Origin of the sequence: Singulisphaera sp. GP187 (assembly GCF_900129635.1) — a bacterium.
Lineage (GTDB): Bacteria > Planctomycetota > Planctomycetia > Isosphaerales > Isosphaeraceae > Singulisphaera.
This window is the reverse complement of record NZ_FSRB01000002.1, coordinates 2,698,178-2,711,049: the sequence shown is the minus strand read 5'-3', so window position 1 is coordinate 2,711,049 and position 12,872 is coordinate 2,698,178. Positions and strand designations below refer to the sequence as shown.

Genomic DNA, 12,872 nt, shown 5'->3' with positions numbered 1-12,872 from the left:
CATGGCCAAGAAAAAAACCAGCGAAGGCATCGAAGCTCAGCCACCTCGACTGCAAGGCAGGCCGCCGGCGCAGGTCCAGCAGCCCCCTGCAGAGGAACGGTACGCCGACCAACTCGCCTTCCTCCGCGCGGTCGATACGTCCTCGCGGCCGCAAGGTTGGCTCCTGTCTCCGGGCCTCGTCGTCGATTTCCTGTGCGGCACGCATGGGGAAGCGATCCGGGCACCGAGTTCGGCCGAATTGCCGGCCGGCGCACCCAGGTCCATGGTCATCGAGCCGAAGTTCGTCGGCGGGCGTGCGCTGATCGAACGTAGCGTGGTGACTTTGGCCGGCGAGCGGGGCTTGCTGCTCGTGGGGCAGCCGGGCACCGCCAAGAGCATGATCGGCGAACTCCTGGCCGCGGCCATCAGCGGCTCGAGTGCCTTGACCATCCAGGGCACGGCCGGCGCGAACGAAGACCAACTGCGCTACGGCTGGAACTACGCCATGCTGCTCGACCGGGGGCCGAGCCCGGAGGCGCTCGTCCCATCGCCGGTGCTGACGGCGATGCGGACCGGTAGGCTTGTGCGCATCGAGGAGATCACGCGCTGCCTGCCGGAAGTCCAGGACGCCCTGATCAGCGTGCTGAGTGAACGGCGCCTGATGATCCCGGAACTCGAAGGCCCGGATGGCAGCGTCTTCGCGGCGCCTGGATTCAACGTCATCGCCACCGCCAATCTCCGCGACCGCGGCGTGTCGGAGATGTCCGCCGCCCTGAAGCGGCGCCTGAACTTCGAGACGGTGCCGCCGATCGCCGACGCCCAGGAAGAGATCGACCTGGTGCGGAGGCGGGCGCGGGTGGTCCTGAGCGAATCGGGGACCGAGGCCGACGTCGACGCCCGCCTGCTCGACATCCTCGTGAGGACATTCCGCGACTTGCGCGCGGGACGGACGGAGGAGGGCTGGAACGTCGAACGGCCCGCCGCCGCCATGAGCACGGCCGAGGCCGTTACGGTCGCGGCGGCCATCACGCGTCAAGGGACGTTTTTCCCTACGCAGAAGGACCCCGTGTCATTGCTGCCGGGTTATCTCCTGGGCGTGGTGCTCAAGGACAATCAGGAAGATCGCGCCCGCCTGCTCGCTTATTGGGACGGCCCGATCCGCCGTCGCGGTGAAGGCGATGCCCTGTGGAAGCGAATGTACGCGTTGCGCGACGTCCTCGAAGAGCTGGAACGCGAATGAGCGTGACAACGGAACCGGTTCATCCTGATGAGGACGTGCCCAAGCGGCTGGCCGATAGTCGCGCACCCTACCTGATCGGTGTGCGTCATCACTCGGCGGCGCTGGCACGCGTCATGCCCAGGTTGCTTGCGGATGTCAACCCAGACGCCGTGCTGGTCGAGATGCCGCCCGACTTTCAACCCTGGCTCGAACACCTGGGCAAGGGGGACCTGGAAGCCCCGGTGGCCCTCGCCGCTTGCGACGACACCCGCTTGATCACGTTCTATCCGCTCGCGGACTTCTCGCCGGAGCTTGTCGCGATTCGCTGGGCGGCAAAGCACAAGGTGCCCGTGATTGCCTGCGACCTGGGCCTGACGGCCATGGGCCGGCTGGAAACGCCCTGCGCCAATCAGGATCGGGAGCCGGATGGGCCGACCGCGCTCGGGAGGTTGCTCCGGCGCCATACCGCACGCGATAGCGGTGAGCTCTGGGAAAAGCTGGTGGAAACGCCGGCGTTCAACTCGACCCCCGAGGCGATCCGCCGGGCGGCGCTGACCTTCGGCTGGATGGTCCGCCATTCCTCGAACGGACCGTCGCCCGCCGACCGCTATCGCGAGGCGGCCATGCGGGAAGCCGTGGCCGCAGCGCCCCGGAAGTCGGTCGCCGTGGTCGGTTCCTTTCACGCCGCCGCACTGTTGCCGGAGCCGGCGCTCTGGTCGGCGCCGACTCCGCTCGCATGCGGTGGCGACCTGCTCGCAAAGCTCGCGACCTCACTCATCCCCTATTCGTTCGACCAGCTCGATCAACGTAGTGGTTATCCGGCCGGTGTCATGGACCCCGTCTGGCAGCAGACCATGCTCGCGGCGACCGATTCCGAGACGGCCGGTCAACTCGCGACCGATCTGGCCGTCGCACTCTGCCGCCATCTGCGCAAAGCCGGACATGCGGCCGGGACGCCGGACGCCATCGAGATCGTGCGCCTGGCACGCGACCTAAGTCGGCTCCGCGGTCACGCCGCGCCGGGTCGCGGTGAGCTGCTCGAAGCGATCGAGACGTCACTGGTGCAAGGCGACCTGCTCGGCAGAGGCCGGGCCGTGGCCGCCGCCGCACAGGCCGTACTCGTCGGATCGCGGCGTGGCCGACTGCCGAAGGGGACGCCGCGAAGCGGCCTGGCCCCGCAGATCGAAGCCGCGACAGCGCGGCTCAGGGTGCCCGGCCCAGATGCGAGCGGTGAGGAGGCACGCGAACTACGGCTCGATCCGTTGCGGTCGCGGCTCGATCGAGGCCGTGCGGTCTTGTTTCGGCGATTGAATCTGGTTGGCATCGGCTACGCGGAGCGGCTGGATGCCGGAGCACTCGGCAATCGCGAGAACCTGACGGAAGTCTGGCAGGTGCAATGGACCGGCGCCACGACGGCCATGGTCGAGGCGGTGGGCATTCACGGCGTGACCTTGACGCAAGTGTGCGAGGCCGCCGTGCGGCGGCTCCGGCAGCCCGATGCGGCGGACGCCGATGACGATCATCTCGAGCACCAGCATCCGCAAACCACCCTCGCACGCCTGTCGGCCGCGGCGGAGTGCGGCCTGGTAGATTCGGTCAAGGCCTTGCTCGTCCAGCTCGACGGCCCATTCCTTCAGACCGCGTCCGCCGCGCATCTGATCGAATCGGCGGCCATTCTCCAGCGCATCGCCGCCGGCCACATCCTCGGCCTGCCGCTGAACGACGACGATGTCCTTTCGCCCGACGTCGAGCGATTCGAGGCGAATCCCGAGCTGCTGGACGACCTACCGTTGCTCGAGGCGGCTCTACGCGGCCTGGATGGACTGCGCGGCTCGGACGAACCCGCGGATGTGGTCGCCCTCGTCGACCTGACGGCCATGGTTCGCGGCGATCTCCGCCAGGGCGAGCAGGGGCGTGAGCCGTCGCCGCTCCTGCCGGCCTTGAGGTCCCACCTGGCACGATTGCAAGGCGAGGGATCGCCCCGGATGCAAGGGGCGGCCTGGGGAGCCCTGGCGATGCTCGGGCAGGTCGCGGCGGACCGGCTCGGCGCCATGCTCGCGAGCTGGTACGACGGAGCGTCAATGAGTGAAGGACGCGTGCAATTGCGCTCGCGTTTGCAAGGCTTGATGGTCCCGCTGTCGCCGCTCGTTTCCTCCGATCCCGTCTGGTTGAGTGGCCTGGATGAGCGCTTGGCCTCGTCGTCGGATGAAGAGTTCTTGGCCAGGCTGCCTGCGCTGCGCGGCGGATTCCAAACGCTGACGCCCGCGGATCGCGCCCGACTGCTGATCGACCGGCTCGCGGTCCTCGAGCCGGGCGGATCGGCGGCCGCCGGCACACGCACGATCGACGACCCGGTCGCGTTGGCCTGCGCGACCGCCGCCGACCGCGCCGGGAGGGCCGCGATCGCCCACCTCCTGCCCGAGTTCTCGCTGCGTGGGCCCGGGAAATCCGATCCCCACGCCGCCTCGATTCGTGTCAGCGAACCGCCGGGAGAACTGACGCTGGCCGAGCGTTGGCGGCTGGTCCTGGGCGTGCAAGGCTGCAAGAGTGCGAAAGGGAAGCGCGCCGCGACGACTCTCGACCAACTCTACGGCGCCAGCGCCCGCGAGGGCCGAGGCCACCGGGACGATCTCGCCGGGCAGGGCGGGACCGAGGCCGCCTCGCCGTCGGCCCGGGAATGGGTCAACGATGTCAACGGCCTGTTCGGCAAAGAGGTCTGCGAGGAGGTGCTCGGCGAGGCGGCCGCGGGTGGCCGGTCCGCGATGCTCGAGCATCTCGACCCCAGCACGGTACGGCCGTCGGTCGCCCTGCTCGAACAGGTCCTCTCCCTTCGCGGGGCGCTTCCCGAACGGGAACTGGGGCGTTTGCGTCAATTGGCACGCGGGATCACCGAACGCCTGGCCAAGCAATTGTCGGATCGCCTGCGGCCGGCCTTGTCGGGACTGAGTACCGCTCGGCCGACGCGCCGGCGCAGTCGTCGGCTCGATTTCGGCCGAACCGTGGCCACCAATCTCAATACGGCCTATCGCCGGGACGACGGTCGCGTGGCCCTCGCGCCGCGGCGTCTGATCTACCGCAGTGCGGCGCGTCGGCACATGGACTGGCACCTGATCTTCGTGGTGGACGTATCCGGGTCGATGGAAGCGTCCGTCATCTACAGTGCCCTGGCATCAGCCATCTTCTCGGCGCTGCCGGCCATTGATGTTCGCTTCTTCGCGTTCAGCACCGAGGTCATCGATCTGTCCGGCGCTGTGGACGATCCCCTCACGCTGCTCTTGGAAGTGCAAGTGGGCGGTGGGACGCACATCGGCCTGGGGCTGCGGGCCGCGCGCGAAGCGATCCGGAACCCGTCGCGGACGCTGGTCGTCCTGGTCACCGACTTCGAGGAAGGTGTGTCCGTCCCGGAAATGCTGGCCGAGATCAGGATGCTGGCAGACTCGGGCGCGAAGCTGCTCGGGCTGGCGGCCCTGGATGATGACGCCAGGCCGCGCTACCACGCCGGCAATGCCTCGGGAGTCGTGTCGGCGGGCATGTCGGTCGCCGCCGTAAGCCCCGAGCGGCTGGCCCAATGGGTCGGCGATCATATTCGCAAGGCTTCATCATGAGCGCCGATCGCCCCACCGTTTCCCCCGACCTCGTCGCGGTGATGATCGAATCGACACCCGATCGAGTCCGCCGCCGCCTCGACCGCACTCCCGACGCCGCCGCTAGCTGGAATTGGCAGGCGGGCGAAGCGACCTGGTCGGTGGAGACCGGAGGGGAAACCGTCACCCTACCGCACGGACACGTGTTGGTCGTGGAGCAGATCGCATGCACGTGCCTGCTGTCGCCCCATTGTTTCCACGTGCTGGCCTGTCTGACGCGATTGGAGGTCGCGCTCGTCGAGTCTCCGCGGGCGGATGAAAAAGAACAAGTCGCGTCGGACGTGTCGGACGCGTTGGACGTAGTGGAGCACCTCGTGGAGCCCGCGGAAAGTCAGCGGCAAGCCGCGCGCGAGCTCGGCACCAGCGTGACCCACCTCTTGCGCGTCGGCGTCGCGAGCAGCGGGGTCGTCGTGCAATCGAGCCTCCTCCGCGCGGTCCATCAATGCCGCGCCGAAGGGCTGCATCGTCTGGCCGCGCTGGGGCTACGCGTGATCGCGGGTACGAGCGAGATTCGGGCGCGTGCGCCGGCCGCCGATCCCGGGCAGCTTGCCGAGGACATCGCCGACGTGCTGGAAACCAGCCACCATGTGCTCCGCGAGAAGCCGATCGCCGGTTTCTGGATCGGCACGGCGCGTCGCAAGCAGAGGCCGGTCCGCCCGCGTAAGCTCCACGGTTTGTTCGCCGAGCCGATCGTCACTCGCAGTGGCTTCGCCGGGGCCGCGGTTTATTTTCTCGGCGAAGACGGTCGGATCTACTCGGCTTCGGATGTCCGCCCGGGCGAGTCTCAGCAAGCCAGCGACGCCTACCTGGGCGGCATCGAAATCGGCCCAATGATCCAATCGGCGAAGCAACTCGCCCGCGGCCTGTACCTAGGGACCGACCTGACCGCCTCTGAGGACGGCCGCCTTGGCCGAGGCAAGAGCATTCGGATTGCCGAACAGGGGCCATCGAGCTGGCGAACCGAAGCGATCGCGGAGCGATTCCGGCGACCGCTGCCGGACCAGTGGAACGCGGTGTATGCGCAGGCGGCGGTTCCCGCCGACGCGAAGTCTGCCGGCTGGGATTTCGTTTTCCTCGAAGGGGCGATCTTGGGCGCAGTCGGGCCTGAACTGCTCTTCCAACCCACCGCGGAGGCTGCGACGATCCGCCTGGCGATCGAGAATGAAAGCGAAACGCTGTGCTTCCGCGAGAACCTGCGCATGCTGAGCCACGCGCCGGGGTTGCGGTTGCTAGTCATCGGCCGAGTGAATCTGCTGGAGCCGAGGATCGTCGCTCCGCTTGCGGTCGCCAATCTTGCCGACGACTCGCGGGCCGACGCCGAGCCACGGTTGGAGCTCCCCGAGTCCTGGGGCGGCCGAATCTGCCTCGGTTTCGACGAGCTTCAACGCCACTTCCTCCGGAATGCCCGGGCAACGGCCGTGGTCCTGAACGTCCAGGGCTTGCCCCTTGAGGAAGACCCTCTCGGCCCACTCCGACGGCGCTGGATCGCGACGATGTTGTCCGGCATCGCCTCTCAGCGCCCGACAAGCTCGAACATGATCGCCGCAGAAACGGCGACCCTCAACCGTAGCGGATTTGCCACGGGCGCGGCGCTCCTGGACGCGCTCGCGCATACGCCTTCAGGCGAGGGGCCAACCAGCTCTGATACGTTTATGGCCACGGCAATCTACTTGCGGACCTGCGCACACGAGAGGGCCAGGTTCCGCGCGACGCTGACGAGCTGATCGCCATTGCTTCCGAGAGCCCGGGAGCGATTCGTCGGTAACCCGATGTTAGAGAGAGGTGAGTGAAATCGGCACCTTATCGACGGTGTCGACGATGAGGGATGCGACCAGCCAGGTGATCGAGACGCCGAGCAGCTCGGCCTCGACCCGGAGACGATCGAAGAGTTCGGGGGTCAAGGTCACTGCGACTTCTCGTTTGTGCTTCATCGCCGTCCCTCCCGAGAACCAAGAGTCGAGGAGAACCACCCTGAACGAGGCGTGAGCCGCTGAATGGACGAAGTGAGAAACCTGATGAAGGGAATGCTTCATCAAAATTGAGTAAGTATCAGCAGATATGATTTCGACGTTTTCTAGTGGCAAACCTTAACCAATCGGCACAATCTTCAAGGACTGAGCTGGATTGGCGGCTGAGTGAGTAGTGCAGATTCGGTGCCAAACTCTTTCAAGACCTGAATTGACCAGGACAATCAGGCCAAAGTGGCCGGACTGGGCGTTGCTTCGAATCGGGGCCGTCGCGCGAGGCCGCACCGGGGCTCGTTGCAATCCATTGGGCCGAAACGTCTTGGTCAATCCAGGGAAGTTACGGGCGAGGCCTGGCCGATCGCGGGCCCGGGCGGAGGTCTGGCAAGAAAGGTCCGCGGGATGGTCAAGTTGCGCTGCGCATTACCGCAAATCTGGTTGTTTGCGCAGCAAGGGCTGTTTGCGTGGTTGTAAACGAATCGGCACTCGACCGAGTGCCGATTCGTGAGCCCCAATGTTGGAAGTGAGGGGTCAAGACTGCGCCGGCTCGTCGTCGATTCGAGGGAAGAGCGGGACCGGTTTGCCCGCGACGATTTCCGCGGTGACGTGCAAGTCGGGCACGGCGAGTCGCGTGGCGGCATCGCGGTAGCCGACCTGCTCCCACGGTTGGGCCTGCTCAAAGTTAAACGAACGGTAGAAGATCTCGGCCGTCTTGGGCGTGAACGGCTTGATGAGAATGGCGATGACGCGAAGCGCCTCGGCCAGGTTGACCATGACGGCCTTGCAGGCCTCGAGGTCGATCTTGGCAAGTTTGAACGGGGCTGTGACGTCGATATAGCGATTCGCGGCGTCGAGGACTTCGAGCCAGATCCGTTGCAGCGCGAGGTTGTACTCGAAGGCGGCGACCTTGGATCGGAGTTCCTCGACCAAGGCGCTGAGGTCGAGTCCGGCGAGCCAGGCGGTGGCATCGACGGCGGTCGCGTCGGGGAGTTGGCCCTCGAAGTACTTCATGCACATCGACAAGGTGCGGCTGTAAAGGTTGCCGAGGTTCTTGGCGAGGTCCGAGTTGTAAACCTCGGCAAATCGTTTCTCGCTGTAGTTGCCGTCGCCGCCGAACGGACATTCTCTCATGAAGTAGTAGCGAAAGGCGTCGGCGCCATGGACTTTGGACACGTCCATCGGGTCGACCGCGGTGCCGGTCGACTTGGAGATCTTGGACCCGTCCTTGTTGTAGACGAAGCCGTGGCCAAAGACGCGACGGGGCAGGGGGAGTCCCGCCGACATCAGCATGGCCGGCCAGAGGGCGCAATGGAACCGGGTGATGTCTTTACCGATCACGTGGACGTCGGCTGGCCAAATGGCCTGGAACTGGGCGTCGTCACTGCCGTAGCCGATGGCCGTGATGTAATTCAGGAGCGCATCGAACCAGACGTAGATCGTCTGATCGGGGTCGAAGGGAGCGGGGATCCCCCAGGTGAATCCCTTGCGGGTGATCGCGACGTCCTGGAGGCCCCCTTCGACGAGGTTGATGATCTCGTTGCGCCGACTTTCGGGTTGGATGAACTCGGGGTGAGCGTCGTAATGCGCTCGCAGACGATCGCCGAACGCCGAGAGCCGGAAGAAGTAGTTTTCTTCCTCGACCGCCCTGAGGGTGAGGTGCGGGTGGTTCGGGCATCGCCCTTCCACCAGCACCTTCTCGGTCTTGAACTCTTCACAGCCGTCGCAATAGAGGCCGGTGTAGGCTTTTTTAAAGATATCGCCGGCGTCGTAGACGGCCTGAATGAACTTGCGGCAACCGTTGTGGTGCCGGGTCTCGCTGGTCTGGATGAAGTCGTCGAACGAGATCTCGAGGGCGTTCCAGACTTCGCGAAACTGGTGGGCCATGTCGTCGACGTAGGGCTTGGTCTCCATCCCCAGTTCCCGAGCGCGGAGAGTCACCTTGTTGGTGTTCTCGTCGTTGCCCATCTGGAAGTGGACGTCGTACCCTTCCATGCGACGGAACCGCGCCTGGACGTCGGCACCGATCTTCTCGAACGCGGTGCCGATATGCGGGCGGCTATTGGGATAGTCGATCGCGGTCGTCACGTAGAACGTCTTCGCTTCGCGCATCATCGAGACCTTACGCCTTGTTGGTGCTCCGTCGGCGGCCCCTCGCCCTTTGCTAGACAGGGGCTGCATCCGAGGAGTTCACACCCGACCTCAGTGTAACAAAAACCAAGGTCGGGACCAGCAACGCAAACAGGTCCATCCGAGGCACGTTGCGCAGGCCCAGATGGTAGGAGGGAGGTCGCGGCGTCGCGACCTCCTTGCCTTGGACCTGGTTTCGACGCCGCACCCGAACCCGGCTCAAGTGGGCGCCAGCACGGTCGGCGAACGGCCCGAGCGGGATCGCCACCAAATGCCGGCTCCGGCGAGGCCGAGCGCGACGATGATCGAACTCGGCTCGGGTCCGTTCGGATGAACCTCGATGGGCGGAATGATTTCTCCACTCGCCGGTGGGTTCGTGGGGGGCGCGACCGGTGGCGGAAGCTGTTCGAGGACCGGACCAAGGACCGGATGGTAGTGGTTAAATCGAGCGATATTCAGGCCTTGGCGCCAGAGCAGGTATTGCACCCAGGGTGTCGACCTGGGGTCCGCCGACTGGAGCGCAACGACCATCGCTCGGTGGACGGCCCCCGAGATGTGCGGGGCCTTGGCCTGCGACCAAAGTCCACTGCCACCCGCGAGAAACGACGTCCATGTTCTGAGATCTCGCGCACCCCTTGCTGTGATGCGGTACTGTCGGATCGGGCTTGCTTCCGCGGAGGAAGCGAAGCATCCGAGCAGACTCAGACTGAAAAGTGCCTCAAGCCAGCGTCGTCGCTGGAAGATCCATCTTGCTGAGGTCGATCGAGTCATGGCACACCAGCTAAAGCCGTCAGGGGCAACTCGCGATCGCGTACGGCAGAATCGCTGTTTGAGTTATGCGGCTCCACATCCAAATATCGGAACCACCGGTTCAACCGCTTGAGTGGGATTGTGCGCTCATTCCGAATTTGCGCCTACCGAAGTTCCGATAATGAGGCATTAGGAGACCTACGTAAAATACTGAGCTAACCGGAAACTAATCGTTGGCCTCTCACGAGAGGCGACAGGGGGGTTTGGTTGAATGTCCGAGGAGTGACCTGTATCGTGTGGGTCTGGCAAAAGGGTGGATGATGACCAAACGTCTTGCTCAGAGTCAAGCGCTGAGTATGACGATTATCGGGTTTGAGGAGCGAAACTGATGGCGACAGCCGCGAGTCTTCCTACCAAAATGTACATCAACGGAGTCTGGTGCGATGCCCTGAGTGGCACCACGCTCGCGGTCATCAATCCGGCAAATGAGTCGACCATTGCGGAGGTTGCGTTTGGAGGCAGGGCTGAAGCGGACCGCGCCATTGAGGCGGCGACTCGCGCCTTTCCGGCGTGGCGGGACGCCTCGGTTTACGACCGCTCCAAAATCCTCAAGAAGACTGCCGAATTGATGAGGGAGCGGGTCGAGACGATCGCCCGGACGCTCACCCAAGAGCAGGGAAAACCACTTCCCGAGGCCAAGGCCGAGGTGCTCCACTCCGCCGACACGTTCGAATGGTACGCCGAAGAAGGCAAGCGTTCGTATGGCCGGACGATCCCCTCGGCGAACACGGCCAAGCGACATTACGTGATCAAGCATGCTGTCGGGGTCGTGGGCACGATCACCCCTTGGAATTTTCCCGCGGCCCTGCCCAGTCGCAAGATTGCACCCGCGCTGGCGGTGGGCTGCACGGTGGTGAGTCGCGCGGCGGATCAGACCCCTTTGACGTTGCTCCAGATGTTCCAATGCCTGGAAGACGCTGGACTTCCGCCCGGTGTGGCCAACCTGGTGATGGGCGAAGCCCGACCGATCGCCGATGCCTTCTTCGAAAACCAGGCGGTGCGAAAAATCAGCTTCACCGGGTCGACCGCCGTCGGCAAGGAACTGATCCGCCGCTCGGCCGACGGGGTGAAGCGGCTCAGTCTCGAGCTCGGTGGCCACGCGCCGCTGATCGTCTTCCCCGACGCGGACATCGAACAGGTGGCGCAAGCCGCCGTGATCGGCAAGTTCCGCAATAACGGCCAGGTCTGCATCGCTCCCTCGCGGTTCTACGTTCACGAGAAAGTGTCGAAGCAGTTCACCGAGGTCGCGGTCGAACTGACCAAGAAACTCAAATTGGGCGATGGTCTTGAAGCGGGCGTGCAGGTCGGGCCGATGTTCGAGTCTCGCGCCCTCGACAAAACGGCGGCGCTGATCGAAGACGCACGCAGCCGAGGCGCGAAAATCTTGACGGGTGGAGCGCGGTCCGACCGGTTCGACAAGGGGTACTGGTTCGAGCCCACCGTGATCCGCGAGGTCGACGGCCAGATGCGGATCATGACCGAAGAACCGTTTGCACCCGTGATGCCGCTGCTCGACTTCTCGAAGCTCGATGACGTCATCGCGGCCGCGAACAACACCCCGTATGGCCTGGCTGCCTACGTCTTTACCAATGACCTGACCATCGCCACGAGAATGGCGGAGGGCCTGGAGGCGGGGATCATCGGGATCAATGACCCGGTTCCCGCGACCCCGCAATGCCCGTTCGGTGGCATGAAGGAGTCGGGCCTGGGCCGTGAGCTTGGCCAGGAGGGGCTCGAGGCCTACCAGGAGACGAAGTACGTCTCCGTCGGCCTTCGCGTCTGATTCGAGTCGTCGACGCACTGGTGGGACGATTCAGTGCGAGCAAGGCCGCCTTCCGACTCATTTGATTGAGGTCGGAAGGCGGCCTTGTGGCATTGGAATCGTGGATCGAAGTGCCGAGGCGTGTGAGTTGTTCGTCGGTCAGTTGAGGATCGGCAGGGCCGACTTCTTCTTCTCTTGGTACGACTTCAACGCGGGGGTGTCCTCGTCGAACCGGCCGACTTCTTCGAGCAAGGCTTCGACCATCTCGGCTTCGGTGACGTGCCGGATCGGGACCCCCTTCTTGAAGATGATCCCCTTGCCCGCTCCGGCGGCAATCCCGAGGTCGGCCTCCTTGGCTTCGCCGAAGCCGTTGACCAGGCAGCCGAGGATGCTGATGCGGAGCGGGTTCTTGAGATGCGCCATCTTGGCCTCGACCTCGGCGACGATCCGCTCGAGGTCGATGTCGAGCCGGCCGCAAGTCGGGCAGGCGACGACCTCGGGGCGATTGACCCGGCGATCGCAGGCACGGAGGATGTCGAAGCCGGCCGCGATCTCGGGAACCGGGTCTCCCAGCAGCGAGACCCGGATCGTATCGCCGATCCCCCGGAGCAAAATCGACCCGATGCCCGCCGCGCTCTTGAGGGTCCCATATTCCCGCGAGCCGGCCTCGGTGATCCCGACGTGGGTCGGGTAGTCGCACTTCGCGGCGAACTGGCTGTAGGTCTCCACGGCCGTGGGCACGTGGCTCGCCTTGAGCGAGACGATGATGTCTCGGTAACCAAGACTTTCCGCCGTCTCGATGGCTCTCAGGGCACTTTCGACCAGGGCTTCGGGGCAGGGGAAGCCATACTTCTCGATCAGGTCTTTTTCGAGGCTCCCGGAGTTGACCCCCACCCGCATCGGGATCCCTTTGTCCTTGGCCTTGCGGATCACCTCTTTGAAGCGGTCCGTGCCACCGATGTTGCCGGGATTGATCCGGATCTTGTCCACCGCGGGACGGCCGGCGTCGGTCGTGGCCTCAAGGCAGGCCAAGGCCATCCGGTAGTCGTAGTGGATGTCGGCGATCAACGGAATCTTGATCCGCGCGCGAATCAGGCGGCAGGCCTCGACGTCCTCCTTCTTGGGGACGGTCACGCGGATGATCTCGCAACCCGCTTCTTCCAACTTCTGGATTTGCGCGATCGTTTCTTCGACGTCGAATGTATTCGTCGTCGTCATCGACTGGACCGAGATCGGATGGTCGCCTCCGACCAGGTGATCGCCGACGCTGACAACCCGCGTCTTGTGTCGCTTCACCACCGTGCTGTACGCCATCGCCGCCGTCCTGGGTTCTAGATGGGTCGACCTTCGCGCGTTTATTCACACAT

At 64.8% G+C, this 12,872-nt stretch carries 8 protein-coding genes; 4 read left to right on the top strand and 4 right to left on the bottom strand.

Annotated features, from left to right (window positions below; genetic code table 11):
- The first annotated feature begins 1 nt into the window (after window position 1).
- Genes BUS42_RS34840 through BUS42_RS34830 form a run of 3 tightly spaced genes read left to right on the top strand, consistent with a single transcriptional unit; the run spans window position 2 to window position 6,566 of the window.
- Window positions 2-1,219 (top strand): ATP-binding protein, encoded by a 1,218-nt coding sequence (locus BUS42_RS34840; RefSeq protein ID WP_083670998.1) that lies wholly within the window; start codon window positions 2-4, stop codon window positions 1,217-1,219.
- Window positions 1,216-4,803 carry a DUF5682 family protein gene (locus BUS42_RS34835; RefSeq protein ID WP_074314835.1) on the top strand — a complete coding sequence of 1,196 codons (3,588 nt, stop codon included), beginning with the start codon at window positions 1,216-1,218 and terminating at the stop codon, window positions 4,801-4,803. The genes BUS42_RS34840 and BUS42_RS34835 overlap by 4 nt, the downstream gene beginning before the upstream one ends.
- Window positions 4,800-6,566, top strand: a complete 1,767-nt coding sequence (locus BUS42_RS34830; protein ID WP_074314833.1) for a hypothetical protein — start codon at window positions 4,800-4,802, stop codon at window positions 6,564-6,566. Before BUS42_RS34835 ends, BUS42_RS34830 begins: the two co-directional genes overlap by 4 nt.
- A gap of 48 nt (window positions 6,567-6,614) precedes the next feature.
- Here the strand turns inward: BUS42_RS34830 and BUS42_RS44170 are convergent, their stop codons facing one another.
- The 3 genes from BUS42_RS44170 to BUS42_RS34815 form a co-directional block, all read right to left on the bottom strand.
- Window positions 6,615-6,773 (bottom strand): hypothetical protein, encoded by a 159-nt coding sequence (locus BUS42_RS44170; protein WP_173878279.1) that lies wholly within the window; start codon window positions 6,771-6,773, stop codon window positions 6,615-6,617.
- 564 nt (window positions 6,774-7,337) lie between these two features.
- Window positions 7,338-8,918: a methionine--tRNA ligase gene (gene metG / locus BUS42_RS34820; protein ID WP_254053989.1), complete on the bottom strand. Its 1,581-nt coding sequence runs from the start codon at window positions 8,916-8,918 to the stop codon at window positions 7,338-7,340.
- A gap of 234 nt (window positions 8,919-9,152) precedes the next feature.
- Window positions 9,153-9,464 carry a PEP-CTERM sorting domain-containing protein gene (locus BUS42_RS34815; RefSeq protein WP_074314829.1) on the bottom strand — a complete coding sequence of 104 codons (312 nt, stop codon included), beginning with the start codon at window positions 9,462-9,464 and terminating at the stop codon, window positions 9,153-9,155.
- 607 nt (window positions 9,465-10,071) lie between these two features.
- Between BUS42_RS34815 and BUS42_RS34810 the strand changes: the two genes are divergently transcribed.
- On the top strand, window positions 10,072-11,526 hold the full coding sequence (locus tag BUS42_RS34810) for an NAD-dependent succinate-semialdehyde dehydrogenase (protein ID WP_074314827.1): 1,455 nt from the start codon (window positions 10,072-10,074) through the stop codon (window positions 11,524-11,526).
- Window positions 11,527-11,664: 138 nt separating this feature from the next.
- Here BUS42_RS34810 and ispG read toward each other — a convergent pair whose 3' ends face one another.
- Entirely contained in the window at window positions 11,665-12,819 is a 1,155-nt protein-coding gene (gene ispG / locus BUS42_RS34805) for a flavodoxin-dependent (E)-4-hydroxy-3-methylbut-2-enyl-diphosphate synthase (protein ID WP_074314825.1), read from the bottom strand.
- Window positions 12,820-12,872: the final 53 nt, after the last annotated feature.